Origin of the sequence: Uliginosibacterium sp. sgz301328, assembly GCF_041807905.1 — a bacterium.
Classification (GTDB): domain Bacteria; phylum Pseudomonadota; class Gammaproteobacteria; order Burkholderiales; family Rhodocyclaceae; genus JBGVSA01.
Genome location: NZ_JBGVSA010000003.1, coordinates 98100 through 119918 on the forward strand (window position 1 = coordinate 98100; position 21819 = coordinate 119918).

At 64.3% G+C, this 21819-nt stretch carries 13 protein-coding genes; 3 read left to right on the forward strand and 10 right to left on the reverse strand.

Going from position 1 to position 21819, the window contains the following annotated elements; translation table 11 throughout:
• The first annotated feature begins 2 nt into the window (after positions 1-2).
• The gene (locus ACDA63_RS03200; RefSeq protein WP_373661727.1) at positions 3-1289 is read left to right on the forward strand and encodes a sugar ABC transporter substrate-binding protein; all 1287 of its coding nucleotides are present in this window, start codon (positions 3-5) and stop codon (positions 1287-1289) included.
• 58 nt (positions 1290-1347) lie between these two features.
• Here ACDA63_RS03200 and ACDA63_RS03205 read toward each other — a convergent pair whose 3' ends face one another.
• Together ACDA63_RS03205 and aceK are read right to left on the reverse strand one after the other, a co-directional pair.
• The gene (locus tag ACDA63_RS03205; RefSeq protein WP_373661728.1) at positions 1348-3381 is read right to left on the reverse strand and encodes a site-specific recombinase; all 2034 of its coding nucleotides are present in this window, start codon (positions 3379-3381) and stop codon (positions 1348-1350) included.
• A gap of 80 nt (positions 3382-3461) precedes the next feature.
• Positions 3462-5279 (reverse strand): bifunctional isocitrate dehydrogenase kinase/phosphatase, encoded by a 1818-nt coding sequence (gene aceK / locus ACDA63_RS03210; RefSeq protein WP_373661729.1) that lies wholly within the window; start codon positions 5277-5279, stop codon positions 3462-3464.
• 284 nt (positions 5280-5563) lie between these two features.
• On the opposite strand from aceK, the gene ACDA63_RS03215 reads away from it, so the two are divergent.
• Entirely contained in the window at positions 5564-7186 is a 1623-nt protein-coding gene (locus ACDA63_RS03215; RefSeq protein WP_373661730.1) for an SGNH/GDSL hydrolase family protein, read from the forward strand.
• Positions 7187-7261: 75 nt separating this feature from the next.
• Here ACDA63_RS03215 and ACDA63_RS03220 read toward each other — a convergent pair whose 3' ends face one another.
• Positions 7262-7681 carry a DUF1801 domain-containing protein gene (locus ACDA63_RS03220; RefSeq protein ID WP_373661731.1) on the reverse strand — a complete coding sequence of 140 codons (420 nt, stop codon included), beginning with the start codon at positions 7679-7681 and terminating at the stop codon, positions 7262-7264.
• Between the two features lie 202 nt (positions 7682-7883).
• On the opposite strand from ACDA63_RS03220, the gene ACDA63_RS03225 reads away from it, so the two are divergent.
• A complete protein-coding gene (locus ACDA63_RS03225) occupies positions 7884-8780 on the forward strand; it encodes a 2OG-Fe(II) oxygenase (RefSeq protein ID WP_373661732.1) in 897 nt (298 codons plus the stop codon).
• A 49-nt stretch (positions 8781-8829) separates the two neighbouring features.
• Here the strand turns inward: ACDA63_RS03225 and ACDA63_RS03230 are convergent, their stop codons facing one another.
• The 7 genes from ACDA63_RS03230 to ACDA63_RS03260 form a co-directional block, all read right to left on the reverse strand.
• The gene (locus ACDA63_RS03230) at positions 8830-9321 is read right to left on the reverse strand and encodes a hypothetical protein (protein ID WP_373661733.1); all 492 of its coding nucleotides are present in this window, start codon (positions 9319-9321) and stop codon (positions 8830-8832) included.
• A gap of 260 nt (positions 9322-9581) precedes the next feature.
• Positions 9582-10079 (reverse strand): ferritin-like domain-containing protein, encoded by a 498-nt coding sequence (locus ACDA63_RS03235; RefSeq protein ID WP_373661734.1) that lies wholly within the window; start codon positions 10077-10079, stop codon positions 9582-9584.
• A gap of 142 nt (positions 10080-10221) precedes the next feature.
• Positions 10222-10842 carry an isochorismatase family protein gene (locus ACDA63_RS03240; protein WP_373661735.1) on the reverse strand — a complete coding sequence of 207 codons (621 nt, stop codon included), beginning with the start codon at positions 10840-10842 and terminating at the stop codon, positions 10222-10224.
• Positions 10843-10875: 33 nt separating this feature from the next.
• Positions 10876-11661, reverse strand: coding sequence for an SDR family oxidoreductase (locus ACDA63_RS03245; RefSeq protein WP_373661736.1), 786 nt, complete (start codon positions 11659-11661; stop codon positions 10876-10878).
• A gap of 119 nt (positions 11662-11780) precedes the next feature.
• Entirely contained in the window at positions 11781-12119 is a 339-nt protein-coding gene (locus tag ACDA63_RS03250; RefSeq protein WP_373661738.1) for a hypothetical protein, read from the reverse strand.
• On the reverse strand, positions 12113-17293 hold the full coding sequence (locus tag ACDA63_RS03255) for an autotransporter outer membrane beta-barrel domain-containing protein (protein ID WP_373661739.1): 5181 nt from the start codon (positions 17291-17293) through the stop codon (positions 12113-12115). The genes ACDA63_RS03250 and ACDA63_RS03255 overlap by 7 nt, the downstream gene beginning before the upstream one ends.
• 46 nt (positions 17294-17339) lie before the next feature.
• Positions 17340-21461 carry a beta strand repeat-containing protein gene (locus tag ACDA63_RS03260; RefSeq protein ID WP_373661740.1) on the reverse strand — a complete coding sequence of 1374 codons (4122 nt, stop codon included), beginning with the start codon at positions 21459-21461 and terminating at the stop codon, positions 17340-17342.
• Between the last annotated feature and the right edge of the window lie 358 nt (positions 21462-21819).

Below are 21819 nucleotides of genomic sequence, written 5' to 3' on the forward strand. Positions count from 1 at the left end.
CAATGTTGAGCAAGACCTTCCTGGCGACCTGCGTCGCCGCCCTGGGCTGCGTCGCCACGGCGCAGGCGGCAGAACCCCTGCAGGTGTGGATTCGCGCCAGTAACGATTCGCGCGTGGTGTACGAAAAGATCGGTGCCGCGTTCGAGAAGAAGACCGGCATTCCCGTCGAGTACTTCAACGCCACCACCGATTTTGAACAACGTCTGGCACGCGCCGCTACCGGCAACCAGTTGCCCGACCTGATCTTCGACGATGCCGCGCTGATGGGCCATCTGGTGCAGATGGGCATCGTCGACGAAATCGACCGCAAGAGCATCAAGGGCGGCGCCGACCTCTACGACGCGGCGTGGGAAAGCGCGCGCGCCTTCAATGGCAAGTACTACGCTGTGCCGACCTCGGCACAATCGTTCGCCCTGTTCATCCGCAAGGATTGGCGCACCAAGCTCGGCCTGCCGCAACCCAAGACGTGGAAAGACCTCGAAGCACTCGCCAAGGCTTTCACCGAGAAAGATCCGGACGGCAACGGCAAGGCCGACACTTATGGCTTCATCCTGCCGGGCTCGGTGACGCGCGGCTACACGAGCTGGTTCCTGAGCTCGTTCCTGTGGCAGGCGGGCGGCGATTTCATCCGCAAGTCGGGCGACGGCTACAAGCCTTCGCTGGATGAACCGGCCGCAGCCGAAACGCTGCGCTTCATGCGCGGGCTCATCTGCAACAAGTACACCCAACCGGGCGCCATCAACGCCACCACGGCCGACGCCATCCCGTCCTTCCGCTCCGGCCAGACCGGCATGTTCTTCTCCGGCCCCTACCATATCGCCCTGTTCGACAAGGACCCGGGCAAGGACACCATCGAAGTGGTCGTACCGCCGGCCGGCCCGAAGGGTGTGGCCACGCTGGCCGAAGGCACGTCGGCCTTCATGATGAAGACCAGCCGCAACAAGGCCAACGCCAAGCAGTTCATGGAATACATGATCTCGCCCGAAGCGCAGGAAACCGGCATGGCGGTGGGCACCACCAACATCCCCGCGGTGCGCCTGTCGGTCAACAAGAACGTGGATACCAAGAAGGTCTACAACGACGAGCGCTGGGCGCTGTTTGCCGACCTCTACGGCAAGAGCGCGCGTTACGTGCCGCAAGTGCCGAACTGGCAGCCGATTCGCCAGACGACGGCTGACGGCTTCAACCGCATCCTGGCCGACTGCAATTCGAACGTCGAAGCCGAGCTGAAGACGCTCAACGCCAAGGTCGGCGAGGAGCTGGCCAAGCAGAACGTGCTGGCCAAGTAAGACTCACCGGCAACGGAACCAGGGCGCGCGCACCGCAAGGTGCGGCGCCCTTTTTTTGTCACTGCTCGACCGGTTCCTTCGGTTCGCGCGGCGGCCAGAAGAAGTCGCGCGGGCGCTCGCGGAACCGGGCCAGCAACATCCCCAGCAGGCGCTTGCGCTCGGCAAAGCGCACTCCACGCGACTTGAGCGCCACGCGTAGCGCCAGCGTGAAGCTCACCGCAAGGTTCACTGCAGCAATGAGCACCACGCCGCCTCCCAGCACCAGGGCTTCGTGCCAACCGATCGCAAAATCGATGGCATCCGTCCCGTAGGCAAAGTTGGCCGCCGCGAAGGTGACGTGGCGGATATCCAGCGGCAAACCGAGCAAGAAGCCGATCGTCCCCATGCTGCCCAACATGCAGCCGAAGAGGAAATTCCCCGCCAGCGCGCCGAGATTGTGCTCGACGTAATCGGCCAGCCTCGCCAGCCGGGCCTCGCCCAGCAGCGTTTTCAAGCCGCGCACGCGCAGCAGGCGCTCCGGTACGCGGTTGTAGATGGCTTTATTGTCGTAGTAACCGGAAATCAGCCCGGACAGGAACAGGCAACACCCGGCGATGCCGGCGTGAATGAGTGACAGACTGCGCCATGGGTGCAGGTCGTGCAGCAGATGTTGAGCCTTGTCGGTACCCACCGGCGGGGTGCCGAACAGATGTGTCCACGCCAGAGCGACCAGCAGCGATATCGCCACTGCAACGATGACGTTGCCAACGATGGCAATGAACTGCGATCGAACCACCTGCACGATCAGTTCGGTCAGTTCCTGCATGGGCGAGCGGCCCCCCTGAGCCTGCCGCGGATCGAGCGCCACAGCGAGCGTGGCAGCCGTCATGGCGGGTTGCTTCGTCGCGACGGTAAAGCCCAGCACGTGGATGAACACGAAACCCAGCCCGTAATTGAGGCTGAAGCACACTGCCTCCCAGATCGGCGCCAGGTGCAGGTTGCCGATGAAGACCTTGATCAGTGCCATGAACGCCACGATGAATCCCGCGCCGGCAGCGGCACGGAACATCTGCCAGAACCCTGCGCGGTCGCGCGTCACGTAGTGCTCGCCCGTCTTGCTGGCGTGCTCGGTCACCTGCAGCGCCAGCAACTGGAACAGATCGCCGACCAGGTCGCCGACGCTGTTGCGGCGGCACTCGTTGCGCACGAGCACGAGGAAGAAGTCGCGTGCACGCGCTCGCCGCGCGCCGTCCTCGCCGGGCCGCAACAGACTCATCAACAAGGTGCCGCGCTCGATCATCTGCTGCGCACGCGTCAGGTGCCAACTCAGTTTGACGGCCGCGCCCGATTCGCGTGACTGGCGACGGATGCGGTCGAGCGCGTCCACGCACTGTTCGACCAGCACGTTGGCATGTGACAGATCCGGCCAGGCTGTGGAGTCGCCCGCCACGATGGCACCTCGGATCGGCTCGAGCAATGCGTCGATTTCGCGCTGCAACGCCAGGAATGGCGACTCGTACTGGGCCAGCGGCGCATGGTAGCGAACGAGGTCGGGCTCCAGCCCGAGTGCAGCCAGGCGGCACGCAAGAATACGCACAGCATCGAGCATTTCGTTCGCCGCCCGTTTCCGGCCGGCATCGGTTTCACCCTGGCCGCCAAAACCCAGCACGTCGACCAGCTCATCCCACAGGTGATCGTCGATGCGCGCCAACCAGTCGGAATCGTTCGGCTCGGTGAAGACCTCTTCGAGCATGTCGCCGAGAAAGCGTGCATCGAGCGCAGGTGGCAATACCCGGTCGCTCAGCCGGTGACGCAGCTCGGTGAAAAAACCCGTGTTGCCGAGAATGCCGCTGCCTGCGTACAGAAAACGATGGCGACGCTGCGCAAGCTGCATCGCGACGTAGTCGCGCAACCCGCCAGCCAGATCGGGGCGGCTGCGCAATACCTGCAGCACGGAACCCAGGCGCGCGTTGACTGCCTCGATGCGCTCGCCACGCGCGGGACGCAGCCACGCGACGAGGCTTGCCAGCAATGAGGCGTCTTCGCATGAAGACGCTTCGGCGATGCGTTCGAGCAGGGACGTATCGCCATCAGTAGAAGGGGATCGGTTCACGAATGGGGTCTGGGGCGAGGAAACGAGCCTGGATTATGACCAATCCTTCGTCCGCGCGAACACCGCAGCGGCGCGCGGGCTCAGTCCTCCGGCTGGGCGCCGGCCCACACCGGGCTCCAGTCGGGCTCTTCCGGGATTTTGTCCTGGCCAAACATGTGACAGAAACGCAGCGACTGCGGGTAGGGGTAGAAATCCTCCACGCGCCCCTCGCGCAGGGCCTGTTGCGTCGCCTGCCAGAACGGCGCCTGCAACAGGTCGGCGTGATGCGTCATGAATGCCCGCCGCACCGGCTCGCGCCCTAGCAGGAAGGCGCCGAACTCTTCCGGAAAGATGTCGTTGCGCCCGACCGGATACCACGCTTCGCCCGACATTTCGGCCTCGGGGTTGGGCGGCGGCGGGATCGAACGGAAGTGGCAATCGGTCATGAACTCGATTTCGTCGTAGTCGTAGAACACCACGCGCCCGTAACGCGTCACGCCGAAGTTCTTCCAGAGCATGTCGCCGGGAAAGATGTTGGCCTGCGCCATTTCGCGGATGGCTTGCCCGTATTCGCGCACGATGTAGTCGGTCCGCGCGTCGTCCGCACTGTCCAGGAAGAGATTGAGCGGCATGAGCCGCCGCTCGATGTACACATGACGGATGACGACCGACTGGCCGTCTTCTTCCACGCTGTCGCCCGCCACCTCGCGCAGTTCGCGCAGCAGCCCGGCATCGAAGCGTTGGCGCGGCAACGCGACATTGGAGAACTCCAGCGTGTCGGCCATGCGCCCCACCCGGTCGACCTGCTTCACCATGAGGTACTTGCGCTTCACCGTGGCCGGGTCCATGTCCTTCTGGATCGCGCCCTGGTCCTTGATGACCTTGAACACGTACGGAAACGACGGCAGCGTGAATACCATCATCACCATGCCACGGATGCCCGGCGCCACCACGAATTGATCGTTCGACTGCGAAAGATGGCTGATGAGGTCGCGGTAGAACATCGTCTTGCCCTGCTTGCCCAGCCCCAGCATGGTGTAGATCTCGCTCTCGGGCTTGCGCGGCATGATCGACTTGAGAAATCGCACGTAGGCCGAGGGCACTTCCATGTCGACCATGAAATACGCGCGCGACAACGAAAACAGCAACGATATGCGCCACGCATCCATGATTACCGTGTCGATGAACAGCTCGCGGTCATCGCTACGGATGACGATGGCAAACGGATATTCCTGGTATCCATTGATGACCTTGCCGATGATGTAGCTCGCCTTGTTGCGGTAGAACGGCGAGTACAGCACCTGTATCTGCAGGTTGAAGTCCTGCTTGGGCCATCGGCCGACGTGCGCTCGCGCTGCGAGCACGACGTAGTCGACGTCGCGGTCGAGATCCGCAAAAGGCAACTCCCAGCCGAAATCGGTCACGATGCGCCGCACCGTCGCGCGCATGCCCTCCTGCTGCGGGTAGTAGCTCGACCAGGTCGGCGGGAATGACTGGATGAAGTCAGTCGACATGCCCGGCCGCTGGAAGATGTAGTCGTTGTGGAAATACGTCCGGTGCAGGATCTTGCAGCACACCGAATTGAAGAACGTCTCGGCCAATTCGGGCTGCTTGTGGTTGATGAGGTGACCGATGAAGGCTAGCTTCGCCTGCTGCCACGTTGCGTCGGCGAGTTGCTCGGCGTTGAACTCGCGGCGCAGGCGCAGCACCGTTTCTTCCACACGCTCATCGTAGAACTGCACGCGGGCGGTCACTGCGTGCAACTGCCCGACCCAGTCGGCGGCTTCGAAACGCGCCTTGGCCCTTCGCGTGGTCTCACCGAAAATCCGGTAGTGGCGATCGAAGCCATCGATGAGCACACGCGCAATCGCAGCGGCGGTCGCCGCCGTGCCACGGGGGGTATCTTTCTCCGCCATCATGATTCACGGCTCACGGCCAGATCCTCGACATCGACGACACCTCCTTGCACGAGAGGCCGCGCATACGCCCATCCATCGGAAACCACGGAATACGCGCGAACCCTTTTGATACCGTCAGCCTACCGCGCTGCAGCAGCGGCGTCAGCCCCGGAACTCCCGCATGCCTCCACCCCTGCCCGTTCGGCCGTTACTGCGGCTGGCAGGATCGCAATCGCGGTCAGGACGCGCGCGCAGCCGGCGCCTACAGTGAACCGCCCACACAGACACGCACCTCGGAGACTTGCATGAACGCGCTTGCCCGGCGCCACACCGCCCGCCACCTCGTACTGGCCACCGCCGCCGCACTCGCCCTGTCGAGCGGCACAACCAGTCAGGCCGCCACCCGCGTCGAAGGCGTGGTCGCAGCGGAAACGCCGTTTGCCGGCGCGGCCATCACCATCGCCGATGCCGATGGCAAGCGCGTCGGCGTCACCGCCGCCCGCGACGGGAATTTTGCCGCCGATGTGGACGGCCTGCGCGCCCCGCTGCTGCTCTCGGCCATCGAAGCCGGCGACAACACCAACTGCCGTCACAACGACCGTCCGCGTGCGCGCTGCATGGCGGCATATCTGCCCACGCTGAAGGCCGACGCGGACAACACCGCCAACATCAACCCGCTCACCGATCGCGTAGCGTCGGACATTGCCGTCTCGCTCAAGTACATCGGCCCGCAGCAGATGGTCGACGGTGGCAAGGCGCCGGCAGCCGACCCGGCCGCTGTCAAGCGTGCGCTCGATCAGATGCGCGCGGGATTCTCCTCCGCGCTCGGCGCCAACGGCGTGCACGAACTGGCCGACTTCGACCCGGTCACGCGCCCGATGCGGGCCGACGGACAGGGTGTCAGCGCTGTGTTGGCGGTCATCAACCACACGCGTAACTACGACAACAACACGGGCGAATCCAGTTACACAGTGCTGACCGACGTCGGCTTCCGCCCCATCGTTGGCCTGCTCGGCGCGGGTGCCTACGAGCCGCTGGACTACCCGCGCGCCGCGCGCGAACTCGATGACATTCGCAATGCGCGCACGCGCGTTCTGGTGGTGGGCGACTCGACGGCCGCGACGTACGAGCGCGAACGCATGCCGCGCATGGGCTGGGGGCAGGTATTCCAGGAGCAGTTCAAGCCGGACAGCGGCGTGAAGGTCGTCAATGGCGCACGGGCGGGACGCTCGGCGCGCGACTTCTACAACAGCGGTTGGTACGCGCAGATGGCGCGATTCCTGCGCCCCGGCGACTACGTCATCATCCACCACGCGCACAACGACGAAAACTGCGACAGTCGCAAACCGGTACGCGGCCCGGCGGACGTCACCAACCTGTGCGCCTATCCGAACGACGTCAGCGGCCATCGGCAATACCCTGCCGATCGCCCGGAGCTGTCATTCCAGACTGCACTGGAGAAGTACATCGTGCTGGCGCGCATGGCAGGCGCCACGCCGATCATCATGACGCCGACGACGCGCTTCTGGAACGCCGACCGCAAGACGGCCTTCGAAGGCGGCGACACGCGCCCTGTCGTACCCAACCACATCACTGAACAGAACGCCACAGGGGGATTCGCCTTCATCGGCGATTATTCGCAGACGGTACGCGACACCGCCCGCGCCAACGATGTGCCGCTCATCGATATCGACGCCAGGACCGTGGCCTTCGCCAATGCGCACGCCAGCGACTGGAAGCAGTACTGGCTGGCCATCGATCCGAAGGATGCACGCTATCCGTACTACGCGACGCAAAGCATCGGCACACTCGCCAACCCGGATACCACCCACTTTCAGCAGCCCGGCGCAGAAGCCATCGCCGGCATGGTCGCCGACGGCATCCGCGACGCGCCCGCGCTCAATGAACTGGCCGGAGCGCTGAAGTAATCGTCCGGGTCGAAGTTGCCGTCGTCGAATAGCGATCGCAGTGAAAGGACAAAGGCCGCCTCACCAGGCGACCTGTCAACCCGTTTTCTTGGTCGACGTCCTGCGCGCCGATGATGCATTGAGTTCGACGGCCGCGAGGATGAGGGCCTTCAGCGCCGCCTCGTCGATCTTATCGCCCTCATGGAAATCGATGGCTCGGCGCGTGTTGCCTTCCAGGCTGGAATTGAACAGGCCCGCCGGATCGGGCAAGGACGCGCCCTTGGCGAAGGTCATCTTGACGGCAGTCCTGTAGGTTTCGCCGGTACAGATGATGCCGGCATGCTCCCAGACGGGCGTGCCTCGCCATTTCCAGGTTTCGACCACGTCAGGATCGGCCGCTTTCACCAGCGCGCGAAGGTGCGCCAGCATGTCACCACGCCAATCGCCCAGCTCTTTGATGCGCGCATCGATCAGTGCCGAGGGGGATTCGGCACCTCCTGCCTGTACGTTCTTCATGTCGTCAGCCTCTGTTGGGTTGCTGCTCGCCGAGCGATTCTCTCTCAGAATCAGGCCCCGCAGTAGGTAGCCGCCGGGCGTCGGGCGGCGATGCGGCAGGCATGCGATGCGCTACCATCGCGCGAAACCCGCAAGCGCACGAGATGTGTCACGGAATTTCGCGTGCGGGAAGGCGACTTCGTTCGCAAGGAGCGACGCAACGATGCTTGAAATCGACAAGAATTGGGTTGGCTGGCTGCTCCATTACACACGCAAGCAGACGGCCCCCGATGTGCTGATCAAGGCGCTGGTGAATCTCGGTTTCGATGCCGCTACGGCGCGCTACCTGGTCGCGCAGGCAGCGTCCGGCGGCCGTCAGACTGCCGTTGCCGAACCGGCACGCGCGGTCGTGCCGCCCTACCCGTTCAACGATGGCGGCGCGGGGTACCGCAACGACGTCTGCCCGGTCCCGCAGGGCAACCGCATCGACGCGGGCGACCGCATCGTCGGCGTATCGGTACGCATCGAGCGGCCCTTTGTCATTGCCTTTGACGATCTGATGTCGGGCGAGGAATGCGCAGCCGTCATCGATCTGGCCCGCCCGCGGCTCAAGCCCTCGACCACGATCGATCCGGCCACCGGCCGCTCGCTGCCCAGTGATCTGCGAGTGAGCGAAGGCATGAATTTCCGGCGCAATGAAGTCCCGCTTCTGACGACGCTCGAACGACGCATCGCGCGTCTGCTCAACTGGCCGATGGAGAACGGCGAAGGCTTTGCTGTGCTGCGTTATGGAATGGGCGATGAATACCGCCCACATTTCGATTACTTCCCGCCGCAGAACCCCGGCAGCCATCTTTTGATGGAAAGGGGCGGGCAGCGCTTCAGCACGCTGATCGTCTATCTGAATGACGTCGACGCCGGCGGAGAGACCCACTTTCCCGACGCGGGCATCAGCGTTCACCCGCGAAAGGGCAACGCCGTGTATTTCCAGTACGCCAACGCCGCGGGGCACGTCGACCCGATGAGCCTGCACGCTGGCAGGCCGGTGCTGGCGGGAGAGAAGTGGATCATGACCAAATGGTCACGACAGCGGAAGTACGGGCCGGCCGAGTCTCAGTGAATCCATTTGGCATGGATCCGGGGCCCGAGACCGGCCATGTGTCTTCAGGTCAGTCGAAGGTGCGGGAGAAGTGCCGCTCCACCGCCGCCTTGACGGCGGTTACCGCTTCGGCAAAGCGGCCCGGCGCCGCGGTTTTCTGCACATAAAGCGGAATGGTCGATTGATTGGCGATCGTCACGCGGATGCGATTGTCATCGATGAGAAATTCGACCGGAACGTTTACATCAAGCTTCGGATGCAGGTTCGGGCCCTTTTCGAGGGTGAGCTGGATCGCAAACCGCAGGACGTCATCGTGGCCCAGGAGTTGTTGCGGCTGACGGGGCACGAATGCGCCGCCCTCGACCTCACCCAGTTGAACGTAGCGGTGTGTCTTCAGGTTCCGGTCCTGCCACGTGGACGCAGGCAGATCCAGCGAGGCTTCGAACTCATCGACCATCTGCTGGGCAGAATCCTGAAGAATGGTGCGCCAGTGATCCGCGCGACGTTTGCAGAATAGCGTGTAGGTCTTTGTGAGGTCCGCGTAGTTCACTTTGGGCTCCATGGGATTTCGGGTGGGGCCAATGGTAGCCATGCTCATTGCGCGAACATTGACGCATTGCAGGTGCCAACACGCAGATCAGGGCCTCGCCCCTCTTTTGCGACTTACCCAACAAGGCTCCTCCATGCGCGTGTAAGACTTCGGGTGAGGACCGCAGCCAACGCCGCCCCCTCAGGGTCTAACAACGCGCGCGCGAGTGCTGGAAGACGGAATTGCGCGCGAGCGCTTGCCGACGACACGGGGCGCACGGCAAGCGCACGCCGCTATTTGGCGCTCTTTGCCTCGACGTTGATCTTCTGCGCGAGGGCCGAAAGTTTCTCATCCGCGCCCTTCTCTTCCGCCATCGTGGCCTTGAGCGGCTCGAGCGCCTGCGTCAGCCCCAACTGCTTGGCGAAAGTCAGGATCGTGCCGTAGCTTGCGATTTCGTAGTGCTCCACCTTCTGCGCGGCACCGATGAGTGCGGCATCAAGCACCGCACCCTTCTCTATTTCGTCGATCACCTCCTTGCCTTCCTCAACCAGGCCCTCCATGGCCATGCACTTGACGCGCTTGAGCTTGAGGCCGGCTGCTTCGACGAACTGGTCGATACGCTCGACCTGACCCTGTGTCTCCGTGAGGTGGCTCTCGAACGCGGCGACAAGATCGGGATTGCTGGCGGCCCGCGCCATCTTCGGCAGCGCCTTCGTCAGTTGCTTTTCGGCGCTGTAGATATCGGAAAGTTCGTGAATGAACAGGTCGTTCAGAGTCTGTCTGGCAGGCATGGTCTTCTCCGGAAATGGATTCAATTCGAATGAATGCCAGCGTTGCTGGCCGTCACTTGCTCAGCACATCACATACCCATCCCGGACTCTCTCGTCCGATGATCGCGCAGTGGCGATGGCGTGACGAGAACGACGAGGACACCTAAGTGCCCGACGGCGACCACGCGGCGATGATCTCCGCCACGTCGGCCACTTCTATCTGGAATCTGAAGCGCTGACGGTACAGGTTCATCTGCGCGTCATGCGTCTGGTCGCTCGAACTGCACACTGCGTCGGCGGCGACGATCACACGGAAGCCACAGTCAACGGCCGCAGCGACCGCGGCGGCGACGCAGACGTCAGTCTCGGTGCCGGTGACGACGAGCGTCTGCGCATTACGCGCCGCAAGCGCGGCGCGTAGCCCAGTATCGTGAAACGGCGAGTATCCGGCCTTGTCGATGACCGTGTGGCCGACTGCCAGTTCGGCGAGCGGCGCGGCCAGTTCGATCAGGCGTGGGTCGATCTCGGCGAGCGTCATGTGGTGCCAGTGACGGTAGTACCGTTGCCAGGCGCCGAGCGCGTCATTTGTCGTACGTGGCGGAATGAAGCGCGTGTAGATGGCAGCCTCCGGCGCGTGACGTACCAGGCGCACGACGTTGGGCAGCACGCGCTCGAACCACGGTGCGCACCATTCGGAGCCGGTCGCGAACATGCGCTGCATGTCCACGCACAGATGAATCGTCTGCCGTGGCGGCAAGGGACCGAAGGCAAGCGGCGGGCTCATCGACCGGCCACGACGATGTACGCGGCCATCGCATCAGCCCTGCAACTGCGACTGGCCGCCATCGATCCACACGGGCGTCCCCGTGATGTGCGCCGAACGCTTGGAGGCGAGGAACAGCACCAGCTCCGCGACATCCTCCGGCGAGCCCGGCTGTCCGCCGGTCAAGGGAACAGTGCCGCGCGGGTATTCGGCGGGCTCCTTCTCGCGCTCCACGTTGCGGCGCCGCGTGTTGTCCTCGATTTCGGTGTCGATCGCGCCCGGGCAGATGGCGTTGACGCGGATGCGATGCTTGGCCAGTTCCAGCGCCAGCATGCGCACCATCACCATCTGTCCGGCCTTGGTGCATGCGTATGCCGTAGCGCCCGTGTTACTGAATACGCGCGTGCCGTTGATCGATGAGACGACGATGATCGAACCACCGCCCGCCTTCTTGAGATGCGGCACGACGTAGTGCAAGGTCAAGTACGTACCGAACAGATTGGTGTGCACGGTGTGGCTCCAATCATCCGGCTGCAGCTCGTCGATGGGCGCCCACACGCCGTTGATGCCCGCATTGGCGAGCACGATGTCGATGCGCCCCGCCCGCGACACGAATCCCTCGATGGCGGCACCCAGCTTCACCACGTCGCTCACGTCGACGGTGATCGGAATACCTCGCCCACCTTTTTCCGCGATCTCCTGTGCTACCGCCAAGCCTTCGTCGGACGCATGCGTCAGCACGCCCACGGTCGCACCTTCCGCCGCCAGCCGCAGCGCCGCCGCCCGCCCGATGCCTGACCCTGCGCCCGTTACCAACGCCACCGATCCTCTCAATTCCATGATCGCCCCCTCCTGCGGCAAGGAGCGCAAGCTTCGCTCCCTCCGCCTTCGCGCCCCCACGCGACGCCAATGCCCTCGCGAATTGCGTAAGTTCTACAGGGAACGTGAAATCTTTTCCGTCAGCGCACCGAATCGATGGTGTTGCACACACCGTCCGAAAGTCGTCCGGCGCCGGCAGGCCCGACAGGTCGCCGATGCCCCTCTTCATGCCGAGCGACGAGATGAGAAACGAACAGGCAACGCAAGGCGATCTGTAACGACAGGATTGCCAATTGGACGGTGGCCTCCGAAATATCAAACGCACGCAGCAAAAGCGCCGCGCGCAGCCGGCCCCGTGGCCCCTCTCTTCGCTGCGCGGTCCGGGCCGCTACGCCGTCGGCATGGCGACCGAGGCCCAAGGCAACGATCGCGGGATACAACGGCGCCGATGCTGCGTCATCCGGAACAAGCTTCACCACGCGTACTTGAGCCCCAGACTGACGCTGTTGCCGGAATAGCCACTCCCGCGCTGCATCTCGGCACTGCCCCAGAGAGTCAGACTGCGCGTCACGTTACCTTCCACCCCGAGCTTGAACTCGGCCATGTCGGTCGGCAGTCCGTCGCGCACCGCGATGCCGTCCAGGGCCACCGTCTGCGAGTTGCTGCCGTGCCACCAATTCACTTCCGCAAACGGACGGACACGCTGCTGGTTCCGGTAAATTTCGGCATACAGCCGCACGCCCAGCCGCATGCTCACGCCATCGTCATCCAGGTCCGAGACGACCGTACCATTGCGCTCGATGTGGTTGTCCGCCCGATATGTCGACCCGATCACCTGTGCCTGCGGCTGGATGATTACCCGGGTACGTTCCTGGCCGCTGCCAACGTCATGCAGCGGGACGCCATAACCAGCCTCCAGCGACGCGGAATACGCTTGGGCGTGGTACTTCTCCTCCGGCAGGCCGCTGCCCCGGACCTTGTTGTCGAACGACCCACCCAGCAACCAGACGTCCACGTACGGCCCCACCGTCGTGTCCCGCCGGCCATACCAGGTCGCGTAAGCACCGAAGTTGACGCCGTCGATCGACTGGCTGGCTCGTCCATCGAAGTCCGGCGCAGTGGTCGTGCCGGAACTGTGGACGAGCATGCCCATCACGCCGGCACGTACGCTGCCGTCCGGGCCCACATTCCAGCGTCCCACGTCGCTGCCCAGGTGCAGCAGATAGCTGTCGTCGTCGTCGTCGAAATTGTCGGTCTTGCGACTGCTGCCGAAAGAGCCATGCAACCGTGCCCAGCTATTGGCGTCGGCATTGCCCGAGGTGTCACCGACCAAGCCGGGGGCCTGCGCTTGGCGGTCGTGCAGCGTGTGCCACTGCGATTGCATCGAGAGCAGACGGTTATCCAGGTAGGAGCCGACCTCCGGGCGGTAGCGGGCCGCGCCCGGGGCTTCTTCGCCCGGAGCCACCGCGGCGGGAGAAGAGACCAGATACCAATCGTTGGCATTGCCCCCATTGCCGCCCTGCTTGAGCGTGTAGTCGTACGGACCTGCGGCGATGACACCCGCGGAGCCTGCCCGGTAGCCGTCGGAGGCAGGTGACAGCGCAAAGGCGTCGGTCGTGCTGCTTCCACCGACCTTGACCAGATCGATGCCTATGTCGGTCCGGTCGCCGCTGCCGCCACGATGCAGAACCTGCAGTGCAGTCGTGCCGGAGGCGTTGCCGGCGATGGCGAGTTGATCGTGCGCAGCACCATCGTTGCCCCACTGCGTCCCCAGCACCACGGTGCCATTGTTACCCACGTAATTGCCAACGACGGCCAGGACCGCACCCGGCGTGGCATCGGCATTGGCGCTCGCCACGTTAACAGTGCCGGCATTGCTCAGGACAGCGACGGTTTGATTGAGGCCATTGGCGTCCAGTGCTGCGCCGGGCGCCACCGTCACCGCCGAATCGCGGCTGAAGCTATTGGCCGCGCCCGCCGCGAAGGTTCCGGAATTGACCAACGTGTCGCCGCTGTAGGTCAGGCCGGCACCTGCCGTCAGGCGACCCGGGCCTTCCTTGTAGAAGGTACCGGTGCCCGAGACGGCATTGTCGATCTGCCAGTCGGTCGCGGTGTCGACGTGGAACTCGCCCGCATTGGCGACGGCAGCCGTACCCAGGTTGCCTCCCGTCGAGACGGTCATCGCCGAACCGCTGGCGATACTGAAACGGCCGGAGAAACCGCTGTTGTCGCCAGCAAACGTGACGCGCGCCCCGTCGAACACCTGCACGGTGCCAGCGCCCGAGATGGCCGTCGTCGCGCTGCCATTCGGGATCAATGTCCATGTCGGGTCGTAGGCGGTCGCCGAGCCAAAGGTCAGGATGTCCGTCGCGCCGGCGAGAACGATGCCGGCTGCGTTGTTGTACGCGCTCGCCGAATCCACGACCAGTTGCGAACCGTCGGTGACCGTAATCGTGCCGGTGTAGCCGGGCTGGTCGCCATTGACGTAGACCACGCTGGGGTCGATCACGAAAGAGCCCGCGCCGGACACCGTATTGCTGTCGATGCCGCCGCCGAGCGTCGTGCCCGCGGCACGCTGCGCATCGGTGACGGTCAGCGTCGATCCGCTGGCGAGGGTGAGCATGCCGCCGGCCACCGTGTCGACCGCGCCGACGTGCTGCGAATAGCCGTTCGTATCGACTGCCGCGCCCGAGGCCACTCTCAGGTCGGAGGTCCGGCCCAGTGCATTGTCGTTCTGCAAGAGCAGCGTGCCGGTCAGTGCGTAGGTCGTGCCGGTATAGTCGTTCGAGCGGTTCGACAGCGATACAGAGGCGCCAGCCCCCGCCGCAATCACCAGATCGCCGCTGCCGGTCACCTTGGCGCCCAGATCACTCGCCAGCCCGGTCGCCCCCGCGGCCGGCGTGAGCACCAATGCGTTGGGTGCGCCACCGCATGTCCCCGTGTTGTTGGCCGTGCACGTGATCGTCCCATCCAGCTCGATTTCCTTCAGGCCGTAGCCAACGTACAGGCCGTCCTGCGTCACGCCGTTGGAAGACGAGATGAGGTTGAAGTCATAGCTGGCTTGCGCCACCCTGGTGCCGCCCTGATCGATCGAGACGACCGTTCCATTGCTGATCGGATTGCCGTTCTGGTCGAGCAGGGTCAGCGCGCCGCCGGTGCCGATCACCGGTCCGTTCGCCTGGACCAGTCGGCTGATGGCCGTCGTATCGTCCTGCGCAAGCAATGGCAACGAAGTATCGGGCAAGGGCTGCGTATTGTTGAAACCGGCAGGCACGTCGACCTGAAGCGTACCGGTGCCGGAGATGTCCAACGTGCCGCTGGTGGCGATGAACGCTGGCGACACCACATCCGCCGGCACCTGGGCGTTGAAGATCACCTTGCCGCCGTCGAAGCGCAGGCCGCCAATGTTCTCTGTTTCGGCGATACCGGCGCCCGGGCCAACCGTGACCTCACTGCCGTTGCCCACCGCAAGCGTCGCGCTGGTCAGCGCGGCGGTGTTGTTCCCGGTCAGCGCAAAGGTGTCGCTTGCCAGCGCCACGGTCCCGGCAAAACCGCTGCCGGCGGCGGCTGCGCCAAACGAAAAAGCTGCGTTGCTGTTGGATACCGTCAATAGCCCGGTGCCCGTCAGCGCATTGTCGAAATTGAACGCGCCGGCGGTGTTCGCCGCCAGCGTGCCGTCGGCGGCGATGTCGACATCCCCGCCGCCGAGATTGGTGGTCGATGTCGCGCTCGCCGCATCCACCGCCAGCGTGCCTGCGCCAACCTCGGTGCCGCCTGCGTAGTCGTTGGTGGCGGTCAGCAGCAGCGTGCCGCCGCCGGTCTTGGTGAGCCCGCCCGCACCGTCGATCGTGCCCGTGTGCGTGAGCACGGTGCCGCCGACCGTATCGAAAACACCACCCTCCTGGGCCAGCACCGTGGCTCGCGAAGTGGTGATGTCCGCCGTGGTGCGCAGCGTGCCTCCGCCCATGCGCAGGCCCCCGGTAGCCGCGCCAAGTGCCGCATCGGCAGAGATCTGCAGCACACCGGACTCGATCGCAGTGCCGCTCGAATAACTGTTGCTGGTGTTGCTCATGATGAGGGTGCCGAGGCCCGCCTGCACCAGTTCTCCGCCGCCAGAGACCAGCCCGGAGAGAGTCAGCGTATCGGCACGATTGAAGACCAGCACGCCGTCATCGACGATATCCCCGATGACCGAACCAGTGATGCCGCCGTTGCCAATCTGCAGCGTGCCATTGCTGATCGTCGTGCCGCCGCCATAGGTGTTGTCGGCTTCCAGCACGGTGGTGCCGGTACCGGCTTGCTCAAACCGGCCGCTGCCCGAGATCGCGTTATGCAGCAGCAGGCTGTCGGAGCGGTCCACGACCAAAGCGGCATTGTCGACGATGTTGCCTATGACACTGCCGCTGGTGCCGCCATTGCCCAATTGCAGCACGCCCGCGTTGATCGTCGTGCCGCCTGTGTACGAACCGGTGCCGGTCACGACCATGGTGCCGGCCCCGTTCTTGATCGTATTGCCCGTACCGGAGATCGAGCCGGTGTAGACCAGATCGTCCGAGCGATCGAGAATGACCGTGCCATTGTTGAGTATGTCGCCGAAGATCTGACCAGTGGTACCGCCGTTGCCGACCTGCAGCGAACCAGCGCTCACGGTCGTGCCGCCCAAGTAGGTATTGGCACCGGTGAGGATGGTCTTGCCGGGGCCGATCTGCTGGACCGATCCGTTGCCGTCGATCGCGCTGGCAATGGCGACCTCGTCCGAGCGGTTGAACGCGAGCACGCTGTTGTTGTGCACGTCGCCAACGACGCTGCCGGCGGTGCCGCCATCACCCAGTTGCAGCGTGCCAGCATCGATCGAAGTGCCGCCCGCATAGTTGTTGTCCGCCGCCAGGACGAGCGTACCAGTGCCGCCCTGGACCAGGCGGCCGGAGCCGGAGATGACTCCCTGGATCGATTTGGTGTCGGACCGGTTCACGACCAGGACGCCGTTGTCGACGATGTCGCCAACCACGTCACCGGTCGTGCCGCCATTGCCGATCTGCAAGGTGCCGCCGCTGATCAGCGTACCGCCGGTATAGGTATTGTTGGCGGACAGGATCGTGGTCCCGGCGCCTCTTTGTTCCAGCGTGCCAGAGCCCGAGACAGCGGAAGACAAGACCAGTTGATTCGAACGGTCGATCACCAGCGCGCCATTGTCGACGATCGGCCCGGGCACGCTGCCCGTGGTGCCGCCATTGCCGAGTTGCAGCGTGCCGGCACTAATCGTCGTGCCGCCGAAATAGCGGTTGTTGGCGGTCAGCAGTAGCGTGCCGGTACCCGTCTTGGTGAGCGAACCAACGTTGGCAATCGTCCCGTCCAGTTGGAGCGTGGTTGCCACGCCGGTCGCCGTCTCGGTCTCAAAGGTGCCGCCGCCGGGGCCCAATATCACCGCACGCGAACTGGTCATGTCCGCCGTGGCCTGCAACGCGCCACCGCTATTGAGCCGCAACCTGCTGGTACTGGCACCCAGATTGGTCTCAGACGAGACTGCCAGCGTGCCGCCATCGATCGACGTGTCGCCGGCGTAGGTGTTGATTCCGGACAGCACCAGCGTGCCGGCATCGGTCTTGCGCAGGCCGCCGCTCCCCGTCAGTGGAGCGCTCACGGTGGCGGTCATGGCAGCACCGGCAGACGTGCCGTCGCCGACACGGATGGTGGGATCGCTACCGACGAGCAGGACCTGCCCCCCCCTGCAACAGATAACCATCGGTACCGAACTGCATGCCCGCAGCGTCGACTGCCCCACCAGCGTCATCGACTGTCACAGTCCCTGGTGCGCCGGAGAAGATGGCGACCTGACCGTTTGCCCACGGTGCGTTGGCCGCGCCAGTCAGATCCGTCCATCTGGCCGACGGGTCCGATGGATTCGCCAGCCAGATGCCATTGCCACCGTCGATGGTGTTGCTGTTGGGCACGCCGCTTCCGTCCCAGTAGGTGAGCGCCATGCCGTTCGTATTGACCAGGTTGACCTGACCGGGCACCGCCGTCTGCACGCTGAAGTTGTCCAGCGGCCTGGTGGGCGCATCGTTGATGTCGGTATAGCTGCCGATGGTAAGGCCGTTGTTGGTCAGCGGGCCGCTGTAGTTGATGATGCGATACACACCCGGCCCCAGGTTCTGCCCCTGATCGATCACGTCGATGCGGCCGTCGAGCGTCAGGGCACCATTCACGATGGTCAGGTCGTTGAGCGCGCCGCCCACCGTGGTATCGATGATGTTGTACACCAACACCGCGTCGCTACTGATCTGGAGATTGCCGTTGATCGTCAGTTGCGCCGGCGTGTTCGTCGTGGAGCCGGGGCCGAACGAGGCGCCGTTCGACAGGTTCACGTTGCCGCCGATGATGCCGTCGCCGCTCAGGCGCGTCCCCGCGCCGGAGACATTGGTATCGCCGGTCGCAGCGCTCTGGTCGCCCCTGATGAATAGCCTGCCGGCGGTGACAGTGGTGGTGCCCATATAGCTGTTGTCGCCGGTCAGGAACGTGGAGCCGGTACCCATGTGCTGCAGCGAGCCGGTACCGGAAATGAGGTTCCCCACGGTGATGTCGTTCGAATGGTTGATCACCAGCGCCGCGTTGTCGACGATCGATCCCGCCACGCTGCCGCTGAAGCCACCGTTACCGAGTTGCAGCGTCCCAGCGCTGATGGTCGTGGAGCCGGCATAGGTGTTGTCGGCAGTCAGTATTGTTGTGCCAGCGCCCGCCTGCTCCAGCGTGCCGGCCCCCGAAATGATGCCGGACAGCGCCAGGGTATCCGATCGGTTAACAAGCAGCGCGGCGTCGTTGGCGATGTCGCCCACGACGCTGCCGGCGGTCCCGCCATTACCCAGTTGCAGCGTGCCCGCGGCATTCGTCGTCCCGCCCTCGTAGACGGCGTCATCCAGCAGAGTCAGGTTGCCCGTGCCCATATGCGTGAGTGCGCCCGCTCCGGTGACCGCGTTCGCCAGCGTCAGGGTCGTGCCGGCTGCCGTATCGAAGATTCCGCCGCCACTGTTCAACTGAGTTGCACGGCCGGTGGTGATGCTGGCGGTGGTATTCAGCGTGCCGCTGTCGAGCGTCAGGCCACCGGCGGCTGCGCCCAGATTGGCGTCCGACGAAATCCTCAGCACGCCACCTTCGACGCTGGTGCCCCCGGTGTAGGTGTTGGCGCCGGACAGGACCAAGGTGCCTGCGTCGGTCTTGTGCAGCAGACTGCCTCCGGCCAGCGGCGCGCTGATGGTAGCCGTCATGGCCGAGCCCGCCGTCGTACCGTCGCCGACGCGAATGGTGGAGTTACCGCCGACGAGATCGAGCTCCGCGCCCTGCAGGCGATAGCCGTCGACGCCAAACTGCATGCCGGAAGCGCTGACCTGCCCTGCGGTATCGTCGACCGTCACCGTGCCCGGCGCACCGATGAAGATGGCGAAGTGTTCGTCCGACCACGGTGCGTTGACCGCGCCCGCCGGATCAGTCCAGCGGATTGACGGATCGATCAGCCAAACCCCGTTGCCGCCGTTGATGACGCCGTTGTTGGGCGAAGTGTTGCCATCCCAATAGGTCAGCGACAGGCCAGTGGTGTTGATCAGATTGATTTGCCCAGGCACCGCCGTCTGCACGCTGAGCCCGGTCAGCACACGCGTCATCGTATCGGTGACGTCGACGTAGTTGCCGACGGTGAGACCATTGTCGGTCAGCGCGCCGCTGTAGTTGATGATGCGATAGACACCCGGCCCAAGCGTCTGTCCCTGGTCCAGCACGTCGATGCGGCCATCGAGCGTCAGGTTGCCATTGACGGTGGTCAGGTCATTCAGTGCGCCGCCGACTGCCGTATTGACGATGTTGTACAGCAGCACCGCGTCGCTGCCGATATTCAGATTGCCGTTGATGGTGAGCTTGGCCGGCGTATTCGGTGCAAACGCGGGACCGAACGAGGCACCGTTCGACAGATTCACGCTGCCGCCGTAGACACCATCGCCGATCAAGCGCGTGCCCGCGCCAGACACGTTGATCGCGCCGGTCATCGCGCTCTGGTCGCCATGGATGCTGAGTTGACCATCGGTGACGTTGGTCGCGCCGGTGTAGGTGTTGGTCCCGTTAAGGACGAGTGTGCCAGTCCCGATCTTGTTGAGGCTGCCGGCGCCGCTGATTGCCCCGCTGAAAGTGACGTCGTTCGCGCTCTGGAATGGATCGCCGCCCACCTCGATCGTGCCGCCGCCCGCGTTCAGCGTGCCGCTGCGGGCGATGGTCATGCCATTGGCGGCTCGCAGCGTGCCACCATCAAAGGAAACTGCGGCGCCGGCATCGCCGAGATTGGCGTCGCTGGCGATCTGCACAACGCCGCCATTGATCGCCGTGCCGCCAGCCTGCGTATTGTTGCCCGACAGGACCAGGGTGCCGTCGCCCGTCTTGGCCAGCGTGCCGGAGCCCGAGATCGTCCCGTCGTGGCTGAGCGTCGTTCCCGCCTCGGTCTGCAGTGTGCCGCCGTTGGCCATGATCAGCGTTGCCCTGGCCGTGGCCATGTCCTCCGTGGTATCGAGCGTGCCGCCGTCGAAGGTTAGCGCGCCGCTCGTCGCCCCCAGATTGGCATCGCTGGCCGCCTGCAGCACACCGGCGAAGATACTGGTGCCGCCCGCATAGCTGTTGGTGCCGGCCAGCACCGCAGTGCCGCTGCCAGTCTTGGCCAGTTGCCCTGCGCCGCCAATCACGCCATTCATCGTCAGCGTCGTGCCAGCAGCCGTATTGAGCCCGCCGCCGGCCGTCGTCACTGTCGTTGCGCGCGAGGTGGTGACATTCGCCACGGAACCCAGCGCGCCACCGTTCAACGTCAGGCCGCCAGAGGCCGCGCCGAGGTTCGCGTCGCCAGAGATGAACAGCGTGCCTGCATTGATCGTCGTACCGCCGCCATAGGTGTTCGTGCCGCTCAGTGTCAGGTCGCCACCCAGCGTCTTGTCGACGGCGCCACTACCCGAGATCAGGCCTGCATAAGTGCCGGCGCTATCCTGGGTGAAGCGCACCAGACCATTGTCGACCACCGACGGCGGCAGGCTCTGCGCGCGTGCTTCGAGCACGCCCGCCGCGTTCACCGTGACGCCGCCGTTGAAGTTGGCATTGTTGCCAGTCAGCGCCAACGTCCCCTCATCCACCACCACCTGCAGGGGCACTCCGCCGCCGTTCGCGCCGATGGCACCCGTCAGCGTCCATATGCCCAGGCCCGTCTTGGTCAGTGTCTGAAAATTGCGGATATCGCCGGCCAGACTATCGGATGAACCCAGAACACCGCCGAGTGTGAGCGAATTGTTCCCGCCGCCACCGTTAAAGCTGCCGGTAATGACCGATCCTGCTTCCAGCGTAAGCTTGTCGTCACCGCCGGCAAACGACAGACTGCCTTCGACGCGTGCCCCGGTGCGGTTGATGAAGGTGACGGGGCCGTTCGCGTTGTTGCCAATGACGTTCGCGTTCGCGCCGAGTTGCGTGCGGATGATGCCGTAATTGTCGACCGTGTTGCCGCCTCCGCCAACTTTGTCCTCGAACCAGATTGCGGCGCCACTGCGAGACGAGATGATCCCGTAGTTGGTGATGACGTTGCCTACTCCAAAGACATTGACCGGCTCGCCGTTGTTCTGGGAGCCGTTTGCCGTGACGGAAGCACCGACGCCGACCGTCAGGCGGCCGTTCGATCCGAATTCGATCGTGTTGGGACCACCGCCCCACAGGCCGGTGCTGGTCGACGCATTATTGGTGACAGAAGCACCGGCGCCGAGCGTAATGATGGCGTTGTTGCCCAGGCTGATCGCGTTGGAATTGCTCACCGAAATCTGTGCGTTCGGGTCGAGCGTGATCGTAATTCCTGACGCGCTGTTCGGCCCATTGCCGATCCGTTGTGTGTAAGGATTGGGCGAAGCCGTGGTGCAAGTGACGATCGAGCCGTTGGTGAAGCACGTGGCGGAGGCGATCTCCGGTATCGCCGCCAGCAGCAGTGCCGGTAAGCCGCAACGGCAGCGTCGTCGAAGGGCGGAACACGCGAAATGCTGCCGCGCGGCCCATCGGAAGACCGCAGGAACCGGCGCAACTATTTTGCGGTGCGAATGGGCTGCGAAATACCCGTTGCGATTCTCTCCACAATTCATGCCCGTCTCCTCGAGATAGGGTCCAGCATGAAGCGCTGTT

What these genes read in the sequence shown, in the direction of transcription:
- ACDA63_RS03240 (WP_373661735.1), bottom strand. Translation starts at nt 10,842, where the DNA reads ATGAGCCCGCCGCTTGCCTTCGGTCCCTTGCCGCCACGGCAGACGATT.
- ACDA63_RS03255 (WP_373661739.1), bottom strand. Translation starts at nt 17,293, where the DNA reads ATGACCGCCACCGTGAGCGCTCCACTGACGGGGAGCGGCGGCCTGCGC.
- ACDA63_RS03225 (WP_373661732.1), top strand. Translation starts at nt 7,884, where the DNA reads ATGCTTGAAATCGACAAGAATTGGGTTGGCTGGCTGCTCCATTACACA.
- ACDA63_RS03215 (WP_373661730.1), top strand. Translation starts at nt 5,564, where the DNA reads ATGAACGCGCTTGCCCGGCGCCACACCGCCCGCCACCTCGTACTGGCC.
- ACDA63_RS03235 (WP_373661734.1), bottom strand. Translation starts at nt 10,079, where the DNA reads ATGCCTGCCAGACAGACTCTGAACGACCTGTTCATTCACGAACTTTCC.
- ACDA63_RS03230 (WP_373661733.1), bottom strand. Translation starts at nt 9,321, where the DNA reads ATGGAGCCCAAAGTGAACTACGCGGACCTCACAAAGACCTACACGCTA.
- ACDA63_RS03245 (WP_373661736.1), bottom strand. Translation starts at nt 11,661, where the DNA reads ATGGAATTGAGAGGATCGGTGGCGTTGGTAACGGGCGCAGGGTCAGGC.
- ACDA63_RS03200 (WP_373661727.1), top strand. Translation starts at nt 3, where the DNA reads ATGTTGAGCAAGACCTTCCTGGCGACCTGCGTCGCCGCCCTGGGCTGC.
- aceK (WP_373661729.1), bottom strand. Translation starts at nt 5,279, where the DNA reads ATGATGGCGGAGAAAGATACCCCCCGTGGCACGGCGGCGACCGCCGCT.
- ACDA63_RS03220 (WP_373661731.1), bottom strand. Translation starts at nt 7,681, where the DNA reads ATGAAGAACGTACAGGCAGGAGGTGCCGAATCCCCCTCGGCACTGATC.